Origin of the sequence: Rhodoplanes tepidamans (assembly GCF_030813915.1) — a bacterium.
GTDB lineage: Bacteria > Pseudomonadota > Alphaproteobacteria > Rhizobiales > Xanthobacteraceae > Rhodoplanes > Rhodoplanes tepidamans.
In genome coordinates this window covers 149,557-169,313 of record NZ_JAUSUJ010000005.1, presented here as the reverse complement: position 1 = coordinate 169,313, position 19,757 = coordinate 149,557, and the positions used below count along the sequence as shown (strand labels likewise).

The following is a 19,757-nucleotide window of genomic DNA, read 5'->3' as shown; positions in this document are numbered from 1 at the left end:
CAGCGAGCTGATGGCGACCGATCCGGAGGCCGTCGACGACGCGATGTTCGCCGAGCTCCGGCGACACTACGACGACGACGATATCGTCGAGCTCGGGGCCTTCGTCGGCTTCAATCTCGGCTACCACACCTTCTTCGGGTCGTTGAAGTTCTACCCGATGTTCGCGCCCGACGGCCGGCTCGTCTCGCAGGAGGAGTCGGAGCGGATCTACGGCGCGGCGCCCGGCTCGCTCGCGTCCGACGAGGAGGCCGCCGAATGACCCGCATCGCACCGCTGCCGCGCGCGGCGATCACGGATCCGGAGCTCGCCCGGCTCGTCGCCGAGGGCGAGGCGCTCGGGGTGCCCGACGATCTGTTTCCGCGCCTCCTCGCCCGCTCGCCCGACCACGCCGTGCCGGTGATGCGGGCCCTGATCCACAGCCATGCGGAGGGCAATGTCGATCATCGGCTCAAGGAGGTCGTCCGCATCCTGCTGGCGCGCTTCGCCGGAGACCGCTACTTCGCGGCGCTGCGTTCCGAGAAGGCGAAGGCGATGGGACTGGACGAAGCCCGCATCGAGGCGGGCTGCGGCGATTACGAGGAGTCCGATCTGTTCACGCCGGCCGAGAAGTGCGCGCTGCGCTACGCCGACCAGATGTTCCTCGACCCCAGCAAGATCGACGCGGCCTTCTACGACGAGCTGAAGAGCCACTACACCGAGGCGCAGGTGATGGAGCTCGGCGCCTTCGTCGCCTTCCACTACGGCATGCAGATGTTCATGCGGTCGCTCGGCGCGGCGGCGCCGCGCGGCGGGGCGGCGTCGTCCGGGGCCGCCTCGGGCTGAGGCGGCCGGACCTCACAGCCAGTCGCGATCCACGCCGGCGGCCGCGAGCATGCCGGCGAGCTTCTTGCGGGCGTAGAACAGCCGCGTCTTCACCGTGTTCTCCGGGATGCCGAACACCGCGGCGACCTCGGCCACCGAGCGCTCGTGGTAGTAGACGAGATCGACGATCTCGCGATGCGCCGACGGCAGCGCCTCCAGGCAGCGGCGCAGGATGGCGGCCCGGTTCTGCTTCTCCAGCGTCACGTCCGGCGTGTCGCAGCCGTCCTCGATCTGGGCCGCCTTCTCGTCGTCGATCGACTCGGTCGGCCGGCGGCGCAGCACCGCGTAGGCCTTGTGGCGGGCGATCGCGAGCAGCCAGGTCGAGACGGCGGAGCGGCCCTCGAACTGGCCGGCCTGCCGCCAGGCGTCGATGAACACGTCGCTGATCACGTCCTCGGCCTGGGTGCGGTCGCCCAGGATGCGCAGGACGAAGCGGAACACCCGGACATGGTGCCGGGTGTAGAAGGCCTGGAGGGCGGCGCGGTCGCCGGCCGCCATGCGGGCCATCAGGCCGGCGTCGGTCGGAGGCTTCGCACCCGGAGCCTTGGCGCCGGTCGCCGGGGGGCGTTGGGTGTCGCTCACGCGCGGCAGGGCAAGAACGGTGGACATCGGCACCTCCACGAACTGTGTGCCGGATCCATAGGCCCTGCCGCGGCCCTGCAATGTGAAGTGGATCACACAAGGCGGACCGCCGCCGGAACCGCCGGGGCGTCACACCAGCCAGGGCGTGCCGTCGTCGCTGTGGACCTCGGGGGCACGCGCCGGCGGGGCGGCGGGAAGCCGCAGGGTCAGGCCTTCGGTCGCGACCAGGGTGCCCGGACGCATCGCTTCGGCCTCGCGGGCGATGCGGTCGAGGGTGGGGTCGTCGTGGCTCGGGTCGTGGTGGAAGATCGCCAGCCGCCGCGCGCCGGCGGCGGAGGCGAGTCGCACCCCGTGCTGCCAGGTCGAGTGGCCGCGGCCGGCATTGGCCGCGTACTCGGCCTCCGTGTAGGTGCAGTCGTAGACGAACAGGTCGACGTCGGCGGCGAGCGCCAGGACGGCGGGATCGAGCTGCCCGGCCCGGTGCTCGGTGTCGGTCACGTAGGCGAGCGAAGCGCCGCCATACTCCAGCCGATAGCCGGTGCCGCCGCCGGGATGCTGCAGCGGTCCGGTCCGCAGCACCATGCCGGGATGCGGGGTCAGCGTCTCGCCGCAACGGAAGTCCTCGAACGCGATGTCGGCCCGGAAGAGGTCGCCGCCGCCGGGGAACAGCGGGTGGGCGACGAGCTGGCGGATCGCCGCCGCGAGCGTCGTCTCGGGCAGGAGATGGCCGGCCCACAGGCGCAGCCGGGTGCCCGGCTCGTAGGCCGGCTGGAAGAACGGCAGGCCCCAGACATGGTCGAGGTGGCAGTGGCTGAAGAAGATGTCGGCGTCGACCGGCAGCGGCCGGCCGGGCGCCGGGGCCGCGGTCTCGCCGCCCGCCGCCAGGGCGAGGCCGAGGCCCCGCAGCCCGGAGCCGGCGTCGAAGATGACCAGCCGGTGGCCGCAGCGGACCTCGACGCAGGCGGTGTTGCCGCCGTAGCGCACGGTCGCGGGCCCTGGACAGGTGACGCTGCCGCGCACGCCCCAGAAGCGAACCAGCATCCCGGTGCTCGACCCGCCGGTCATGGCCTCCGTCCGATCTCCCGCGTCTCTCGCGCGTCCGGCGCAGCAGGAGTGCGACGCCGCGTCCGGGAAGTAAGCCACGACCGGCGGCCGCCGCCAAGCCGTCGCCGGCGTCTCGGTCCGGTTCGCCTCACGGCGTATGGACGTTTGCGCCGGCGCACGCTATTGCGCCTTTTCGATCACCGCGGCGGCAGGCCGACCGCCGCGGGACATGATGGGCCATCAGGGAAGGGGGGCACGTGCAGCAGGCCGCAGCCCGGGAGTCCGCGGCGCCGCGCGCCGTGCATCTCGACGACCTCACCATCGCGTTCCGGCTCGCCGACCGCTCGACCTTCACGGCGGTGCGCGACGCCTCGCTTTCGGTCGCCGACGGCGAGTTCGTCGCCATCGTCGGGCCGACCGGCTGCGGCAAGTCGACCCTGCTCAACGCCGCCGCGGGCCTGCTGACGCCGGCCGCCGGCACGGTGGAGATTTTCGGGCAGCCGCTCGCCGGCCTCAACCGCACCGCCGGCTATCTCTTCCAGGCCGACGCGCTGTTCCCGTGGAAGACCTCGCTGGAGAACGTCGCCATCGGGCTCGAGGTCGCCGGCACGCCGAAGGCCGAGGCGCGCGCCGAGGCGGCGCGCTGGCTGTCGCGGGTCGGGCTCGGCACCTTCGGCGACCGCTATCCGCACATGCTCTCGGGCGGCCAGCGCAAGCGCATCGGCCTCGCCCAGGTGCTGATCCGCCACCCGAAGATCCTGCTGATGGACGAGCCGTTCGGGCCGCTCGACGCGCAGACCCGGCAGATCATGGGCAACCTGCTGCTCGAGCTGTGGAGCGCCGACCGCAAGGGCGTGATGTTCGTCACCCACGACCTCGAGGAGGCGATCGCGCTCGCCGACCGCGTCGTGATCATGTCGGCCGGTCCCGCCGCCCGGATCATCGGTGACTGGACGATCCCGCTGGCGCGGCCCCGCGAGGTTGCCGAGATCAAGCTCGACAAGGCCTTCCACGACCTGCACCGCGAGATCTGGGCGGTGTTGCGCGACGAGGTGATGAAGGGCTACGCGCAGACGGGGGGACTGGGATGAGCATGGTCTCGCACGGGGAGCCGCTGCGCACGCCGAACCCTCTCCGTCAGGGAAAGGGTCGGGCGCGAGCGCAGCTCGCGACCGGGGTGAGGGTTTTCGGAGCCGATGGAGGCCTCGGCACCCCCTCACCCGACGCGCTCCGCGCGTCGACCTCTCCCCGCTGGGGAGAGGTGACGCGTCGCCTGGTCGATGCTTCGTCTGGAGGCTGCCAATGTCCCGCCTGACGCTCCTCGCGCTCCAGATTCTCGTCGCCGTGGTGGTCATCGGCCTGTGGCAGCTGCTGACCAGCGTGCCGATCTTCGGCACCGTGCTGCTTCCGCCGTTCTTCTTCTCGCGGCCGGCCGACGTCGGCGCCCGCATCGTCAAGTGGTTCGCCGACGGCTCGATCTGGATCCATCTGTGGATCACGCTGACCGAATCGGTGCTCGCCTTCGTGATCGGCTCGCTCGGCGGTGCGCTGGTCGGCTTCTGGTTCGCCCGCAAGCCGCTGATCGCGGCGGTCTTCGATCCCTACGTCAAGATGATCAACGCGCTGCCGCGCGTCGTTCTGGCGCCGATCTTCGCGCTGTGGCTCGGGCTCGGCATCTGGTCGAAGGTGGCGCTCGGCATCACGCTGGTGTTCTTCGTGGTGTTCTTCAACGTCTATCAGGGCGTCAAGGAGGTCAGTCCCACGGTGCTGGCCAACGCCCGGATGCTGGGGATGAGCGAGCGCCAGCTGATGCGGCACGTCTACTGGCCGTCGGCGCTGTCGTGGATGTTCTCGTCGCTGCACACCTCGGTCGGCTTCGCTGTGGTCGGCGCGGTGGTCGGCGAGTATCTCGGCTCGGCCGCCGGCCTCGGCTACCTGATCCAGCAGGCCGAGGGCGTGTTCGACGTCGCCGGCGTGTTTGCCGGCATGACCGTCCTGGCCGCCTTCGTCATCGTCATCGACGTGCTGGTCAGCGTCGTCGAGCGTCGCCTGCTGGTCTGGCGCCCGGTGGCGCACGACGCGCGGGGGTGAGGCGCGGCCTTCCGCCGGAGGGCCGTCACCCGCCCCCTCCAGACGTCTTCCCGTGCATTCCGGCTCGTCGCCCGACCGTCCCGCTGGCGCCACAATGGCACCCGAGATCGCTGGGGCTCGTCGTCGGCGGCGGGGGGAGACGGCGAGGGGGCATGCGGAACTCGGTGATTTCGGCGGTGCTGCTGGCCGCCGCGGGCGGGATGGCCGTCGCCGCGCCGGGGCCGGCCGGTCCGGTGCCGTTGCCGCGTCCGCGGCCGCCCGACGCACCGGCGACTGTGCCGCTGGTCCGGCTGCCGGCCGACCTGTTGCCGGCGGGCCTTCCCGTCGCCGTGCCGCTGCCGCGCCCGGGCCCGGCGCGCGATTCGGCCGGGCTGCCGATTCCCGGGCCGCCGGGCGATCCGGAGGCCGACGCCGCCCATGCCGCCTGCCTGGCCCGGCTCGCCGGCCTCGCCGAGGCGGAGCCCGAGCCGCCGGTGCTCGGACCCGCCGGCTGCGAGACCCGCGAGCTCGTCCGCCTGATCGCGATCCGGCTGCCGGGCGGCGGCCGCGTCGCCCTCCAGGCGCCGTTCCAGCCGCAGACCCGGCTGCGCTGCGGCATGGCCGAGGCGGTCGCCAGCTGGGTGCGCGAGGACGTGGTCGCGGCGACGGCCGCGCTCGGTCCGCCCTCGGCCCTGGTGGTCGACAGCGCCTATGAGTGCCGCACCCGCAACCGCGTCGCCGGAGCGAAGATGAGCGAGCACGGCACCGGCAACGCGCTCGACGTGCGTGCCGTCGCCTTCGCGAGCGGGCGCACCATCGTCCTGACCGACCACCTGGCCGACAAGCCGGTGCGCAGCGCGCTCGCGCAGTCGGTCTGCGCCCGCTTCATGACGGTGCTGGGCCCGGGCTCCGACGGCTATCACGAAGCCCATGTGCACGTGGATCTGGCCGAGCGGCGCAACGGGATGCGCCTGTGCAAGTGGGAGGTCCGCGACGCCTCCTGGAAACCGCCGGCGAAGCCGAAGCCCGAGCCCGCCAAACCGGACGCCAAGGCCGATCCGAAAGCCGACCCCAAGGCGGAGCCGGAGCCCGAGCCCGACGCGGTCGCGCCCGACGCCGCCCCGCCCGATGCCGCCGCGGCGCCGGGGCCGGAGTGAAGCCCGGGCCTTTCGTCCGGGATGCAATTGAAGCCGGGGAGGCGGCGGACTATTCTCCGGCCACGTTCCCGACCGGCTCGCGAAGGCGCATGGCGCAACACTCGGTTTCCAGTCCCGGACGCGAGTCCGATCGCCGGCCGACCGCGCTCTCGGTGCTCGAGGCGGTGTTCGGCCTGCCGTCCTTCCGCGGCGCCCAGGAGGAGATCGTCCGCCACGTCACGGACGGCGGCAACTGCCTGGTGCTGATGCCGACCGGCGGCGGCAAGTCGCTGTGCTACCAGCTGCCGGCGCTGCTGCGCGACGGCTGCGGCATCGTCGTGTCGCCCTTGATCGCGCTGATGCGCGACCAGGTCGAAGGCCTGCGTGACGCCGGCGTCCGCGCCGCGGTGCTCAACTCCACCCTCACCTTCGACGAGGCGGCCGCGGTCGAGCGGCAGCTCGTCGCCGGCGAGCTCGACCTTCTCTATGTCGCGCCGGAGCGGCTGCTCACCCCACGCTGTCTCGCGCTGCTCGAGCGGGCGCGGCTCGCGCTGTTCGCCGTCGACGAGGCGCACTGCGTGTCGCAATGGGGGCACGACTTCCGCCCCGAATACATCGGCCTGTCGGTGCTGGCCGAACGATTCCCCACGGTCCCGCGCATCGCGCTCACCGCGACGGCCGACGCCCGCACCCGAACCGAGATCGTCGAGCGGCTCGGCCTCGCCGGCGCGCCCATGTTCGTCGCCAGCTTCGACCGGCCCAACATCCGCTACGAGATCGTCGAGAAGACGAGCCCGCAGCGCCAGCTCGAGGCCTTCATCGCCGACCGCCACGCCGGCGAGGCCGGCATCGTCTACTGCCTGTCGCGCGGCAAGGTGGAGGACACGGCGGCCGCGCTGGTGCGGGCCGGCATCCCGGCGCTGCCCTATCACGCCGGTCTCGACGCCGCGGTGCGGGCCCGCCACCAGGACCGCTTCGTCAACCAGGACGGCGTCGTCATCGTCGCCACCATCGCGTTCGGCATGGGCATCGACAAGCCGGACGTGCGCTTCGTCGCGCATCTCGACCTGCCGAAGAGCATCGAGGCCTATTACCAGGAGACCGGACGGGCCGGGCGCGACGGCAAGCCGGCCGAGGCCTGGATGGCCTACGGCCTCTCCGACATCGTCCAGCAGCGCCGGATGATCGACGAGTCGACCGGCAGCGACGCCTTCAAGCGGGTGTCGCGCGAGAAGCTCGAGGCGCTGGTCGGCCTCGCCGAGACGGCCGGCTGCCGGCGCGCCCATCTGCTCGGCTATTTCGGCGAGCGCGCCGGCGCGACCTGCGGCAACTGCGACAACTGCCTGGCGCCGCCGCGCCAGTGGGACGGCAGCGTCGCGGCCCAGAAGCTCCTGTCCTGCGCCTATCGCACCGGCCAGCGCTTCGGCGTCGCGCATCTGATCGACGTGCTGCTCGGCCGCCCGACCGAGCGGGTGCAGTCGCTGCAGCATGACACCCTGTCGGTGTTCGGCATCGGCGGCGAGATGACCGAGAAGCAGTGGCGCGCCGTCGCCCGCCAGCTCGTCGCGCTGGGCCATCTGCGGCCGGATGCCGAAGCCTATGGCGGGCTGCGGCTGACCGACACGGCGCGCAGCGTGCTGAAGGGCGAGACCCGGGTGATGCTGCGCGAGCAGGCGGACACACGGCGGGCCCGACGCGACCGTGCCCGGCGTGGCGACCCGGCGGCCGCGCCCGTCGATGCCGCCGGTGCCGCTCTGGTCGCCCGGCTCAAGACGTGGCGCTCCGAGGAGGCGCGCCGGCGCGGCGTGCCGGCCTATGTGGTGCTGCACGACGCCACGCTGGACGGCATCGCCGCAGCCCGGCCGACGGCGCTCGATCAGCTCCGCGCCGTGCCGGGAATCGGCGACAAGAAGCTCGAGCATTACGGGGCCGACCTGATCGCCCTGGTGCGGGCGGCCGACGCCGCCTGACCTCGGCGGGCCGACATGGTCCGATTTCTGCAAGACCCGTCACGACGCCGCGCCGGCCGTGCGAGCGGGTCGGCGAGGCGTCGGATTCCGTCGAACGATCAGGCTTTCACAGCCGACGGGGAGCCTCCGTCATGCCGCTCTACGGCTATCATTGTGCGACTTGCGACAAGGACGTCGAACTGTTGATCCGCGCTTCCGACACGCCGGTCTGTCCGGCCTGCGGCGGCACGGCGCTGGAGCGCCTGGTCTCCCGCGTGGCGCCGGAGGGCCGGAGCAAGGGCCTGATCACGTCCGCCCGCGCCCAGGCCGCCCGCGAAGGCCATTTCAGCCATTACGGCCGCTCGGAACGGCCGCGCTGACCGGCGCCTGCGCCGTCGACCCGGTGCCGGCCGCGCCGCGGCGCGCGCGCAGCGCCCGGCCGAGCGCCATCAGCGGGAAGTAATGCCGGTAGAGGTCGTAGCGCAGCATGAAGGCACGCGACAGCTCGGGGCCCTGCATCAGCCGGTGGCGCAGCAGCGGGTCGTCGAGCCGGATCGACTGACCGACTCCGTAGCCCGGGAATCCGGTGCCGGTGTACTGCGCCTCCTCCCAGGTGCCGCGCGTCTGGCGCTCGACCAGGAACAGGCAGCCGCGCTCGATCGCCTCGCGGTCGCCGGGGCGATCGGCGGCGAGCAGCGCCATCAGGGCCCAGGCGGTCTGCGACGCGGTGGCGACGCCGCGGCCGGCCGTCGCGGCATCCATGTAGGACTCGCAGCTCTCGCCCCAGCCGCCGTCGTCCTGCTGGCGCGCCACCAGCCAGTCGCAGGCCCGCGCGATCCAGGGCTGGCGCATGTCCTCGCCGATGGCGGCGAGCGCCGGCAGCACGGCGCCGGTGCCGTAGACGTAGTTGACGCCCCACCGACCGAACCAGGCGCCGTCCGGCTCCTGCTCGCGGCGCAGGAACGCCAGCGCCCGCTGCACGGCGGGATGCTCGCGAGAGACGCCGAGCTTGCCGAACGCCTCGACCACATGGGCCGTCACGTCGACCGACGGGGGATCGAGCGCCTCGCCGAAGTCGCAGAACGGGATTTTGGTGAGGATGCGCCTGTCGTTGTCCTTGTCGAAGGCGCCCCAGCCGCCGCACCGGCTCTGCATGGCGATCAGCCAGTCGACGCCGCGCCGGATCGCCTCCTCGATACCGCGCGCCCGCCAGTGCGGGTCGTGGCGGAACGGGGCGAGGGCGATCAGGGCGACGGCGGTGTCGTCGGTGTCGGGATAGGAGTTGTTGGCGTATTCGAACGGCCAGCCGCCCGGCGCCACGTCCGGCAGCTTGACCGACCAGTCACCGGGCACGCGCACCTGGCGGTCGAGGAGCCACTGCACCGCCTTGTCGACCGCCTCCGGATGCCGGTCCGCCATGGCCGCATCGTCGAAGGCGAGCAGCGTCAGCATGGTGTCCCAGACCGGACTGTTGGTCGCCTGGATGAAGGTGGCCGCGCCGCGGTCGACGCGCCAGCCCGGATCGTCCAGGGCGGCGAGGCCCTTGGCGATCACCGGATGGTCCAGCCCGTAGCCTTCGACCCGCAGCGCCATCAGGCTGTAGATCCAGGGCGGCTGGATGCCGCCCCAGGCGCCGTCGGCGTCCTGGTGGCGGACGATCCACTCCAGCACGTGCCGGATCGCCGCCTCGCGCTGCAGCGACAGGCCGAGCCGGCCACCGGCCGTCTGCAGGGCGTGCAGCGCCTTGTCGACGGCGCGGAAGAAGACGTCCCATGCCCCGGCACCGGCCTTCCGGGGGAGGTCGTAGTCGAACCGGTCGCGTCCCTCGGGGAACAGCGCGTCGAGGCGGTTCTCGGGCGGCAGCGGCCGGCTCGGCCGGCGCGCCGACAGCACCGCGATCGGCATGAGGGTGGCGCGCGCCCACTGGGCGAAATTGTAGATCGAGAACGGAAACCACAGCGGCAGCCACACCACCTCGGGCGGCAGGTTGGGCGTCTTCTCCCACGGCCATTCGCCGATCAGCGCCAGCCAGTAGCGGGTGAAGACGCGGATATTGCGCAGGCCCCCCTTGTCGGCGATCCAGGCGCGGGCGCGGCGCAGCGCCGGCTCGTCGTCGCGATGCCCCATCGAGCGCAGCGCCGCGTAGGCCTCGACCGTGGTGTTGATGTCGCCGTTCGGGGCGCCGTGGAAGATCTGCCAGGAGCCGTCCGGCCGCTGGGTGTCGAGCAGGGCGCGGGCGAGGCGCGGGCGCAGCGGATGGTCCTCGAGCCCCAGGAACCACAGGGCCAGGCACCACTGCGCCTCCATGCAGGCGTTCGACTGCGCCGGGCCGACCCAGTGGCCGTCCGGCTTCTGCCGCTCGATCAGCCAGTCGGCCGCGGCCCGCACGGCCGACCGCAGCGCACTCTCGACATTGCCGAGGTCCCGGCTGCCGGGTTCGACGTCCACCACACTCATGAGTCACACACGTTCACGTTGGCTCGGAGGTCCGATCGGACCCCCGACGGGTCTCGGCCGCCGGGTGTTGCCTGGAGACGACGCCGTCGAGGAAGATCTCGACCCGGCGGCGCAGGAGGGCGTCGCTATGGGTCTCCTCGGCCGCCTCCGTCAAGCCCAGCACGGCGGCCCGCAGCGGCGGCAGGACCACGAACTCCAGCAGCAGCCGGGCGTCGCGGTGAATCTCCTGCGGGTCGGCGTCCGGCAGCAGCCCGCTGCGCGACAGGAGCCCGGCCATGACCTCCACCGAGCGGGCGACGGCGTGCTCGTGGACCCGGCGGGCGAGATCGGGGGCGTGCCGCGCCTCGGCAGTGGCGACCCGGTCGAGGGCGACCAGCTCGGGAGCGAGCGCCGTCTCCACGAATCGGCGCGCCGCCTCGAGGATCTGCTCGCGCGGCGGCCGGCCGGGCAGGTCGAGGTCCGCCATGCCGGCGAGCGACTGCTCCAGCACGTCGGCGGCGACCGCCGCGAACAGGTCGGACTTGGCCGGGAAGCGCGCATAGAGGGTCCGCTTGGACATGCCCAGCTCGATGGCGATCGCGTCCATCGACGTCTTCGCGAAGCCGTCGCGCAGGAACAACGCCCTGGCCGCCGAGAGGATGCGTCCGCCGATGCGGGCCGCCGCCTCGCGCGACGGCCGGCCGCCGCTGCGCGGCCCGGGACGCTGCGGCTGGATCTCCGTGTATGGCGTCGGCATTGCGTCTCCGCGCCGACGCCCCTCGCCGGCTAACGGAACGGTCCAGTAGCGTATCGTTTCGGCAAAGGCAAGATCCCGATGCCCCCGGTCGGCGGCCGCCTGCCCTCAGGCGGTTCCGAACAGGAGCCGCACATAGTCCCGGTAGGCGAGGACCTGGCCAGGCAGCACGGCGGGATCGCGCAGCAGCTTCGACAGCACGATGCCGCCTTCCACCAGGGTCGCGGCCATGTCGGCGACCACGTCGAGGTCGGTCGGCAGCCGCGGCGGATGCCGTTCGGCGATGCGGTCGAGCCGGGCCCGGAAGCGGCCCGCCAGGCCAGCACCCCGGCCCGGTTGAGGTCGCGGATCTCCTGGTCGAAGAGCTGCTCCTGGTAGCAGTAGGAGGCGGCGAGGCAGCCCGGATGGGCGCCCGGCAGGTCGGCAAGCATCTCGGCGAACAGCTTGAGGAAGATCAGGTAGCCGTGCAGCGGGTCGTCGCTGAGCGCGTCGGCGCGGGCGAACAGGCCGTCGAGGATCTCCTCGTCGCGGTCGAGATAGCGCCGCAGCAGGGCCTTGGCGAGTTCGCCCTTGTCCTTGAAGTGGTAGAAGAAGCCGCTCTTGGTGAGGCCCGTGGCGGCGATCAGCTCGTCGATCGAGGTGGCGGCGAAGCCCTTCGCCAGGATCGCCTCCTCGGCGACCGCGAGCAGCCGCTCGCGCGTCTCGCCGCGCCGGCGCGGGCGGGTCTGCGGCATCGCTGTCGACATCGGCGGGGGCTCCGGTTCGCGGCGATCCCGCACTGTACCACGAGTGCGGCTTTGCGCGCCGGGTCGGGCGCGCCGGCCGCCGCCGTCCCCCCGGCGGCGGCCAAGCCGTTGAAATCGCGACTGACGGGTTCGTGAACCGGGCCGTACCACGGGTCCACTGATGCCGGACGGGTCGCGCCGGTAGGGTCCGTACCGACCAAAGAGACGCCGGACCGGCCGCCGCCGGCGCCGGACGACCGTCGAAGAGGACACCCCCATGACCGTCACCGACATCCGCGGCCATCGCCTCGGCGGCGCCAGCGAGGCCGCCGCCCGCCTCTACGACCAGGCCGTGGGAGAGCTGGCGCTGTTCCGCGACGACCCGGTCGCCACCGTCGACGCGGCGCTCGCCGACAGCCCGGACTTCGTGATGGCGCACGCCCTCAGGGCGTGGCTGCACCTGCTCGGCACCGAGCCGGCCGGTGTGCCGGTGGCCCGCGCCGCGCTCGCTGCGGCGCGGGACCGCGCCGGCACCGAGCAGGAGCGCGGCCACCTGGCGGCGATCGCCCATCTCGCCGACGCCCGCTGGCACGCGGCGGCCCGGGTGCTGGAGGACGTCGCCATCGCGCATCCGCGCGACCTGCTCGCCCTCCAGGCCGGCCACCAGCTCGACTTCTTCCGCGGCGACGCCCGCATGCTGCGCGACCGCATCGCCCGGGCCCGGCCGGCGTGGTCGCCGGCGGTGCCCGGCCATCACGCCGTGCTCGGCATGGCGGCCTTCGGCCTGGAGGAGACCGGCGCCTATGCGGAGGCCGAGCGGGCCGGGCGGGCGGCGGTCGAGGCGGAGCCGCGCGACGCCTGGGCCCGGCACGCCGTCGCCCACGTGATGGAGATGCAGGGCCGCCACGACGACGGCATCGCCTGGATGAGCCGGGAGCCGGACGCCTGGGCCGACGGCAACTTCCTCGCCGTGCACAACTGGTGGCACCTCGCCCTCTATCACCTGGAGCGGGGCGAGATCGACGCGGTGCTGGACCTCTATGACGGCCCGATCCGCTCGGGCCGCTCGGGTCTGATCCTCGACATGATCGACGCCGCGGCGATGCTGTGGCGCCTGCATCTGCGCGGCATCGACGTCGGTCCCCGCTTCGCCGAGATCGCCGACGCCTGGGAGCCGGTCGCCGAGGCCGGGCTCTATGCGTTCAACGACGTGCACGCCGTGATGGCCTTCGTCGGAGCCGGGCGGCCGCAGGCGGTGGCGCGCGTCGTCGAGGCGCAGCGGCGCGCCATGGAGGGGCCCGGCGACAACGCCGCCTTCACGCGCGAGGTCGGTGCGCCGGTCGTGCAGGCGATGGTCGCCTTCGGCGACGGCCGCTGGGCCGACACGGTGCGGCTCCTGCGGCCGGTGCGCGGCATCGCTCACCGGTTCGGCGGCAGCCACGCCCAGCGCGACGTGATCGACCTCACCCTGATCGAGGCGGCGCTGCGCGACGGCGACGCTGCGCTCGCCGCCGCGCTGGCGGCGGAGCGCGCCGCGGCGAAGCCGGAGAGCCCGCTCGCCCGGCTGTTCGCCGCGCGGGCGACGGCGCTCAGAGCGGCGGCGTAGTCCAGGCCGCCGCCGTCCAGGCCGACAGGGTCGCGGCGTCGAGCCGCCAGGGGGACGCAGCGGCCGGTGCGGCCGCGATCGGAGCGGGGGCGCTCGACTCGGCGGGAGCCGGCGACGGCGACGGCGACCGGCGCGGCACGCAGCCGCGCATCACGGTGGTCCAGTCCTGGCGCACCCGCTCGATGTCGGTGGTGGCGAGCGTCAGCGTGTAGTCGCGCGCCGCCACCTTGCGGTCGCGGAACAGCTCGGGGTTGCGCTCCTTGACGATGCGCTTGAGCATCCGCACCGCCTCGTCGTCCCACGGGCCTTCCTCGTCGAGCCCCTTGTCGGTGCGCTCGTAGACCGGCCCGTCCCCGTGCAGCGTCACGGTGACCCGCCGGACCGGGCCCCAGCCCGTCATCGTCTCCTTGATCGCGAAGGCGAGCCGCGAGCGGTCGATGTCGCCGATCCGGATCACGGCGCCATCCGCCTCGAACGCGCAGGCCGACCAGTCGACCACCTTGACGTCGGCGTTCTCCCGCCCCGTCACCGCGAACCCCAGCGCCTCGGTGTAGGGATCGGGCTGCGAGGCCGTATGGCCGGCGAGGAAGACCGCGCCGTAGAAGGCGAGCGCCGCATTGATGGCGAGCGAGATCATGGTCGGGTCGGTCCTGGAGCCCCTCGTGCGAGGCGTCTCCGCACGCTCTGCGTGCGTGAGACGGCGAACGCGTGGTTCAGTCTACCCGTAAACATACCTATGCTGCACTGCGGCGACTAGTGTGCGCTGCGGAAAGAGCGCCTTCATCTCCAGGAAACAATCGCGTCGCGTGTCGAGAGGCACCCCCTCAGAAGTCGGACGGCAACTCCGTCATCTTTTCCAGCCACAGGCTGGAGCCGGCGGTTGCGACCGGACGGGCGATTCCGGCATCCATCAACTGCCGGCACAGAAGCAGGACGCCGTCGCAATGATTGGGCTGGCCGACATCGGCCAGCCCGTCGTTGGGCACGGCGTCGTGATAGACGACGGTCGGAGGGCTGTCGCCATACGGCTCGAGCGCGGCCCAGTGGGCGGCCGTGTCGGCCTTCACACCCTCGTAGGAATGGTCGCCGTCGATGAAGGCGAAGCCGAAACTGGCGCCGGGCAGCGGCACACGCGAGTCGCCGACGATCAAATGGAGCCGTTCAGGGGTGGCGAGCAGGGTCTGGTCGAACAGCCTCTGGCATACCTCGTGATGGGCCGGCTCGATGTCGATGCTGGTCACCGGACGGCCCGCACCGGCGGTCAGCAGCAGAGCGGTCGAGCCGCCGTGCCGGCGTCCGATCTCCAGGATCGGGCCGGCGCTGCGGCGGACGGCGCGCCACAGCAGCGCCGCCTCGTCGAAGTTCTGGCGAAGAATGCCGCGGTTGCGGTTGCTGGACGTGAACAGCCAAGCCAGTTCGGCGAAATCGGGTTGCAGCATTCGATCCTCGTTGACCGGGCGCACGAACCAGACGGTCGGCGCGGACGGCATCAGGTGGTGAAGCATGATCCCGAGATGTGGCACGCATTCTCGGAAGGGATCGTGCTCCTATGAAAGTCATCCCGCCTCGGCGGTGCCGAAGTGCCGGCCGCGCCCGGGCTGCTCGAACCGGCAGAAGACTCCGAGCCTCTCGCGCCGACGTGGAGCGCGCCCGGGCCGAAGCCGGCGAGCCTACCGATATTCGGGTGCTCGACGTGAACGGATCAGCTCTCGCTGTGTGGCCACGATCTTGGCGTTTGCAGCCTGCAGGCTCGCGAGCAATCGTTGGTTGTCCTTCTCGACGTCACGAGCCCAGGACGCGACGCCGAAGCGCCGGATGTCGACCTGCCGCCAGAACAGCCCCGGATCCCGCTGCCACAGGGCCAGTGCGGTGACGGCGTTCGCACATTGGGATCCCATGTCGATCACTTCGGCGAGCTCGGTCAGTCCGAATGGAATCGGCTCGTTCGGATCGCCGAGGATCGAGCGGAAATCGCTTTGCGCCGCGGATTGGGCCTCGGCGATCCCCCGGGCGAACCATCGGTGCGCCGCGACCGTATCGCCGTCGGCGAGACACAAGCGCCCGGCGAAGAACGCTGCGGCGACCGTCTTGGTCGCCAGCAGGGGCGAGAACGAGCGCCAGTCTCCCTCGGACGCCCGGCCGTACCAGTCGAGCGCGGCGCCGCGCTCGTCGGTGAGCTCGGACAGCCGGCCGGCCAGAAAGGCGAGGGACACCCGCCAGCGCGCCACATGCGGGTTCGTCCGGTCGGCGGCCGCCGCCTGGTCGTAGGCCTGGATCCGCTCCACGATCTGGCGGGCCGCATCGCAGCTGCGGGCCTCCAACGCCCGATAGCCGAGCACGCAGAGTCCGGCGCCCTGGTCGGCGGAGCCGACCCGCGCGTAGGTCGCCACCCACTCCGCGAGCCGCGTCAGCTTCGTCTCGTCGGTCAGCCGCTCGCCCATCTGCACGAGCAGGCGGTACAGGTAGGGATTGTCGTAGCCGCGGCCGAAGTCGACGACGGCCGCGCCGCTGGCCGAGAGGGCCCTGGCGAAGGCCGGGTGGGAGTAGCGGCTGCACGCGGCCTCGTCGGCCGCGAACGGGTTGTTGGACGCCACCACCAGCACCCATTCGGCCTCGACGTCGGCGTCCAGCTCGATCCGTCGCAGCACCCGGGTTGCGGCTGGCAGCTTCACGCCGCCGGGGGCGGTCTGGAGGTATCTGGCCTCGACGATGAAGTCGTCGTTCAGGGCGCCGGCGAGCGTCTGCCAGTCGAAGACGTGGAAGTGATAAGGATTGGGATCGTGTCCGGTCTCGTCCGCCCAGCGATCCGGAACGCTCGCGATCAGGCGTCCGTCGGGCTTCAGCACGCGCCGGAACTCGGCGAGCGCGGCACGCCAGTCCGGGACGTGCTCCAGGGTCTCCATGGAGACGACCACGTCGATGGAGCCGTCGGCCATCCGGTCGAGCGCGGCCGCGTCGCCGATCCGGAATTCCACGTCCTCGCGTCCGTAATGGGCTGTCGCATAGTCGATCGCGCCGGCGTCGGCGTCGACGCCGACGAATCGCGAGGCCCGTGCCAGTGCGCCCATGACGGCGGTGCCGTAGCCCAGTCCGCACGCGCAATCCAGGACCGTGTCGCCGGGTCGGATGTAGGTCGCGGCGAGCGTGTAGCGAACGATGTGCGCATCTGCGCGGCAGCCGCTTTCGCGCAGCATGTCCATGTGCAGCCCACGCTCCGCCGCCAGCGCTTCGACCGGCCAGCGACGCGCCGCGTCGTGCGGGATGCGCTCGTAGAATGCCAGCTCCGGCATCTCGATGTCGTGCAGCCTAGCATAGTCGTGAACCGTCATCGCTCCGGGATGACGACGCCATCCGGACTTCCACAGGCCCGCCTCGACCCGCCGTCGGTCTTCCCCTTCACTGCGCAGCATCAATCCGCGGGGAGAGCCGAGGCGCGGGGCGATGCCGGCGAGGACCGCAGCGGGGTCGCCGCCGTGCAGCAGGTCGAGGACGACGACGTCGGGCGGCAGCGCCGCCGGCCGGTCCGGCGACATCGGGTCGTGACCGGGCGGGATCGACAGTTCGTCGACAGCACAGATCGCACATCCGGCGAGCCGCAACTCGACCGCCAGCGAGTCGTCTCCCGGTCCGACATGCACCACGCGGCAAGGTCCGAAGACCTTCAGGAGGGTCTCGGCTGCCTGACGTCCGGTGACTGCCATATCGATGTCCGCGTGCCTGTGAAAAGTGCTTGCCGCTCTTGTACGGGGCAAGACGGTTGTTTCAGGCGGCCGACGGTCGACCTGGGTGGGCTCGACCCGCACGGCGCGAGATCGCGCCGGCCGAGATCGCGGTCGGTGTGCGCTGCGGTTCTCTCCAGGCCGTCACGGCCGGTCGCTGCGGTCGACCGGGCCCGGGGAGCGTCGGCGAGACGCCGCTCCCGCACAGGATGCCGAGCCGGACATTCATGTCTAAGCCATCGTGCACGGGCGGACCCGTGCACGATGGCACACGACGCGCCTATTCCTCCTTGAAGCCGTAGGCCGGGACGTTGCCGGTGGCGCCGTAGTACTTGTAGGGCAGGAACTTGCCCGACATCGAGATCTTGACGCGGTCGCCCTTCGGGTCGGGCTGGCGCTCCATCACCATGTCGAAGTCGATCGCCGACATGATGCCGTCGCCGAACTCCTCCTCGATCAGCGCCTTCCAGGCCGGCCCGTTGACCATCACGAGCTCGTAGAAGCGGTAGATCAGCGGGTCGGTCGGCGGTATCACGGCGTCGGCGCCGCGCATCGGCACCTCGTTGAGCATCGCGGTCTCGGCCTTGTCGAGGCCGAACAGCTCGCCCGCCTTGGCGGCCTGCGGCTTGGTCAGCTTGTGCTGGCCGAGCAGCGCCCCGACGATCAGCACCGGCGAGAAGCCGCCGATCTCGTCGCAGATGTACTTCCAGGTCCAGCCCTTCTCGCGCTTGATGTCGAGGAGCTTCTCGGTGAGGTCGGCACGGATCATGACGGGTCTCCTTCGAGATGGTGATCTGAAAACGGTCTGTGTCATGGCCGGCCTCGTGCCGGCCATCCACGTCTTGCGTCCGTCAGCCGGCGTGGGAAGTGGATGGCCGGGACAAGCCCGGCCATGACGGCGATGCGGACTCGCCGCTGACGATCGCCGGCTCCGGCGCGCCTGGGCGGACGATCGGCGGATTGCGGCGGTCGAGCGCCGCCTTGTCGGCGTCAGTGTAGCTCTTCGAGCGTGTCACCAGGAAATCGACGACGTGGTTGCGCACCGCGTAGTAGAGCGGATGCTTGTGGACGTCGTCGCGGGCGCGGTCGGCGGGCAGCGGGTTGTCGACGATCTCGGCCAGCACGGCTTGCGGGCCGTTGGTCATCAGCACGATGCGGTCGGCCAGATAGATCGCCTCGTCGACGTCGTGGGTGATCATGAACACGGTCTGACCGGTCTCCTGGCAGATGCGCCGCACCTCGTCCTGCAGGGTCCCGCGGGTGAGCGCGTCGAGCGCCGAGAACGGCTCGTCCATCAGCAGGATCTTCGGCTCGATCGACAGCGCGCGGGCGATGCCGACGCGCTGCTTCATTCCGCCGGAGAGCTCCGCCGGACGCTTTCGCTCGGCCCCCGACAGTCCGACCAGGGCGATGAATCTCTGGGCGTGCTCCTCGACCTGGGCGCGCGACCAGCGCCGCCATTTCGACGCCACCGCATAGGCGACGTTGCCCATCACGGTGAGCCACGGCAGCAGCGCGTGGCTCTGGAAGATCACGGCGCGGTCGAGGCTCGGGCCCTCGATCGACTGGTTGTCGACGATGACGGCGCCGTCGCTCGGCCGGTCGAGCCCGGCCAGCACGTTGAGGACGGTCGTCTTGCCGCAGCCCGAGTGCCCGATCACGCAGGTGAAGGTGCCGCGCTCCATGCCGAGCCACAGATCCTCGAACACCGTCGTGGTGCCGCCCCCCGCCGCCGGGAAGCGCTTGGAGATGCCTTCGATGGAGATGAACTTGTCGGTCATGGGCTGGCCATGCTCTCTGCCGTCATGTCCGCGCTCGTCGCGGGCATCCACGTCTCGATGCGGGCGCTGAAAGGAAGGCGTGGATGGCCGGGACGAGCCCGGCCACGACGAGCAATGGACGAATGGCTGAGCGGCATCCCCTTCACTCCGGGAACGTGACGGCGCGGGTGGCGCGGGCGAGGAGCTGATCGAGGATCATGCCGACGACGCCGATGACCAGGATGGCCGTGATGACGTTGGTGATGGAGAGGTTGTTCCACTCGTTCCAGACGAAGTAGCCGATGCCGGTGCCGCCGACCAGCATCTCGGCCGCGACGATGACGAGCCATGCGATGCCGATCGAGATGCGCATGCCGGTCAGGATCGTCGGCGCCGCGGCGGGCAGCAGCACCGTGAAGATGCGGCGCAGGGTGCCGACCTCGAGCGTGCGGGCGACGTTGATCCATTCCTTGCGGACCGAGGCGACGCCGAAGGCGGTGTTCACCAGCATCGGCCATAGCGAGCAGATGAAGATGACGAACACGGCCGACAGACCCGAGTCCTTGATGGTGTAGAGCGCGAGCGGCATCCAGGCGAGCGGCGAGATCGGCTTGAGCACCTGAATGAAGGGATCGAGTGCCTTGCTCATCAGCGGCGACATGCCGATCAGGAAACCGATCGGGATCGCCACCAGCACGGCCAGCAGATAGCCGATCGTCACCCGCAGGATCGACCAGCCGAGCTGGATGCCCAGCCCCTTGTCGTTGGTGCCGCGGTCGTAGAACGGATCCTTCAGGTGACCCCACACGGTGGCGCCGACGTCGAGCGGTCCCGGCATCGCCGACTTGCCGGTCGTCGCGGTTGCACCCATCAGCTTGGCGTATTCGGGATCCATCGCGACCGTCGCGCCCGAGCCGCGCGTCGCCAGGTGCCACACCAGCACGAAGGCGGCGAACAGCAGGATAGAGACGATCGCCGCACGGAAGGTGAGGGAACGGGTCATCCGAGCTCCTGAAAGGGACTTCGGCGCTTGATGGAAGCGGCGCCGCTCTCCGAGCCGTCATGCCCGCGCTCGTCGCGGGCATCCATGCCTCGGGTCGACGCCGAGAAAGCGA

Annotated in this window: 18 protein-coding genes and 1 pseudogene; 8 read left to right on the top strand and 11 right to left on the bottom strand. The window is 71.5% G+C overall.

What is annotated here, in order from left to right; genetic code table 11:
* Window positions 1–10: 10 nt before the first annotated feature.
* Together J2S22_RS08225 and J2S22_RS08220 are read left to right on the top strand one after the other, a co-directional pair.
* On the top strand, window positions 11–259 hold the full coding sequence (locus tag J2S22_RS08225) for a carboxymuconolactone decarboxylase family protein (protein WP_272776537.1): 249 nt from the start codon (window positions 11–13) through the stop codon (window positions 257–259).
* Window positions 256–822, top strand: coding sequence for a carboxymuconolactone decarboxylase family protein (locus J2S22_RS08220; RefSeq protein ID WP_272776538.1), 567 nt, complete (start codon window positions 256–258; stop codon window positions 820–822). Before J2S22_RS08225 ends, J2S22_RS08220 begins: the two co-directional genes overlap by 4 nt.
* Before the next feature lie 12 nt (window positions 823–834).
* Here the strand turns inward: J2S22_RS08220 and J2S22_RS08215 are convergent, their stop codons facing one another.
* Entirely contained in the window at window positions 835–1,470 is a 636-nt protein-coding gene (locus J2S22_RS08215) for a sigma-70 family RNA polymerase sigma factor (RefSeq protein WP_272776539.1), read from the bottom strand.
* A 102-nt stretch (window positions 1,471–1,572) separates the two neighbouring features.
* Window positions 1,573–2,508 (bottom strand): MBL fold metallo-hydrolase, encoded by a 936-nt coding sequence (locus tag J2S22_RS08210; protein WP_272776540.1) that lies wholly within the window; start codon window positions 2,506–2,508, stop codon window positions 1,573–1,575.
* Between the two features lie 236 nt (window positions 2,509–2,744).
* On the opposite strand from J2S22_RS08210, the gene J2S22_RS08205 reads away from it, so the two are divergent.
* The 5 genes from J2S22_RS08205 to J2S22_RS08185 all read left to right on the top strand — a co-directional run bounded on the left by J2S22_RS08205 (window position 2,745) and on the right by J2S22_RS08185 (window position 8,022).
* A complete protein-coding gene (locus J2S22_RS08205) occupies window positions 2,745–3,578 on the top strand; it encodes an ABC transporter ATP-binding protein (RefSeq protein ID WP_272776541.1) in 834 nt (277 codons plus the stop codon).
* A gap of 211 nt (window positions 3,579–3,789) precedes the next feature.
* Window positions 3,790–4,578 carry an ABC transporter permease gene (locus J2S22_RS08200; protein WP_272776542.1) on the top strand — a complete coding sequence of 263 codons (789 nt, stop codon included), beginning with the start codon at window positions 3,790–3,792 and terminating at the stop codon, window positions 4,576–4,578.
* 152 nt (window positions 4,579–4,730) lie between these two features.
* Complete coding sequence (locus J2S22_RS08195) at window positions 4,731–5,714, top strand: extensin-like domain-containing protein (RefSeq protein ID WP_272776543.1); 984 nt, start codon at window positions 4,731–4,733, stop codon at window positions 5,712–5,714.
* Window positions 5,715–5,803: 89 nt separating this feature from the next.
* Window positions 5,804–7,663: a DNA helicase RecQ gene (recQ, locus tag J2S22_RS08190; RefSeq protein WP_272776544.1), complete on the top strand. Its 1,860-nt coding sequence runs from the start codon at window positions 5,804–5,806 to the stop codon at window positions 7,661–7,663.
* Between the two features lie 131 nt (window positions 7,664–7,794).
* Window positions 7,795–8,022 carry an FmdB family zinc ribbon protein gene (locus J2S22_RS08185; protein ID WP_272776545.1) on the top strand — a complete coding sequence of 76 codons (228 nt, stop codon included), beginning with the start codon at window positions 7,795–7,797 and terminating at the stop codon, window positions 8,020–8,022.
* On the opposite strand, the gene shc is transcribed toward J2S22_RS08185, so the two are convergent.
* The 3 genes and pseudogenes from shc to J2S22_RS08170 all read right to left on the bottom strand — a co-directional run bounded on the left by shc (window position 7,988) and on the right by J2S22_RS08170 (window position 11,566).
* On the bottom strand, window positions 7,988–10,099 hold the full coding sequence (gene shc, locus J2S22_RS08180) for a squalene--hopene cyclase (protein ID WP_272776546.1): 2,112 nt from the start codon (window positions 10,097–10,099) through the stop codon (window positions 7,988–7,990). The genes J2S22_RS08185 and shc overlap by 35 nt on opposite strands.
* Window positions 10,100–10,112: 13 nt before the next feature.
* Window positions 10,113–10,835 carry a TetR/AcrR family transcriptional regulator gene (locus tag J2S22_RS08175; RefSeq protein WP_272776547.1) on the bottom strand — a complete coding sequence of 241 codons (723 nt, stop codon included), beginning with the start codon at window positions 10,833–10,835 and terminating at the stop codon, window positions 10,113–10,115.
* A 105-nt stretch (window positions 10,836–10,940) separates the two neighbouring features.
* Window positions 10,941–11,566: pseudogene (locus J2S22_RS08170) on the bottom strand (TetR/AcrR family transcriptional regulator).
* Between the two features lie 268 nt (window positions 11,567–11,834).
* Between J2S22_RS08170 and J2S22_RS08165 the strand changes: the two are divergent.
* The gene (locus J2S22_RS08165) at window positions 11,835–13,163 is read left to right on the top strand and encodes a tetratricopeptide repeat protein (protein WP_272776548.1); all 1,329 of its coding nucleotides are present in this window, start codon (window positions 11,835–11,837) and stop codon (window positions 13,161–13,163) included.
* On the opposite strand, the gene J2S22_RS08160 is transcribed toward J2S22_RS08165, so the two are convergent.
* From J2S22_RS08160 to ntrB, 6 genes are all read right to left on the bottom strand, one after another.
* Window positions 13,147–13,800: a hypothetical protein gene (locus J2S22_RS08160; RefSeq protein WP_272776549.1), complete on the bottom strand. Its 654-nt coding sequence runs from the start codon at window positions 13,798–13,800 to the stop codon at window positions 13,147–13,149. The two genes, J2S22_RS08165 and J2S22_RS08160, sit on opposite strands and share 17 nt — an antisense overlap.
* Before the next feature lie 187 nt (window positions 13,801–13,987).
* Window positions 13,988–14,668: a class I SAM-dependent methyltransferase gene (locus J2S22_RS08155; RefSeq protein WP_272776550.1), complete on the bottom strand. Its 681-nt coding sequence runs from the start codon at window positions 14,666–14,668 to the stop codon at window positions 13,988–13,990.
* A 165-nt stretch (window positions 14,669–14,833) separates the two neighbouring features.
* The gene (locus tag J2S22_RS08150; RefSeq protein WP_272776551.1) at window positions 14,834–16,864 is read right to left on the bottom strand and encodes a class I SAM-dependent methyltransferase; all 2,031 of its coding nucleotides are present in this window, start codon (window positions 16,862–16,864) and stop codon (window positions 14,834–14,836) included.
* A 298-nt stretch (window positions 16,865–17,162) separates the two neighbouring features.
* Window positions 17,163–17,651 carry a cyanase gene (gene cynS, locus J2S22_RS08145; protein WP_272776552.1) on the bottom strand — a complete coding sequence of 163 codons (489 nt, stop codon included), beginning with the start codon at window positions 17,649–17,651 and terminating at the stop codon, window positions 17,163–17,165.
* An 82-nt stretch (window positions 17,652–17,733) separates the two neighbouring features.
* Window positions 17,734–18,663 (bottom strand): ABC transporter ATP-binding protein, encoded by a 930-nt coding sequence (locus tag J2S22_RS08140; RefSeq protein WP_272776553.1) that lies wholly within the window; start codon window positions 18,661–18,663, stop codon window positions 17,734–17,736.
* 142 nt (window positions 18,664–18,805) lie between these two features.
* Window positions 18,806–19,645: a nitrate ABC transporter permease gene (gene ntrB, locus J2S22_RS08135; RefSeq protein ID WP_272776554.1), complete on the bottom strand. Its 840-nt coding sequence runs from the start codon at window positions 19,643–19,645 to the stop codon at window positions 18,806–18,808.
* Window positions 19,646–19,757 lie beyond the last annotated feature (112 nt).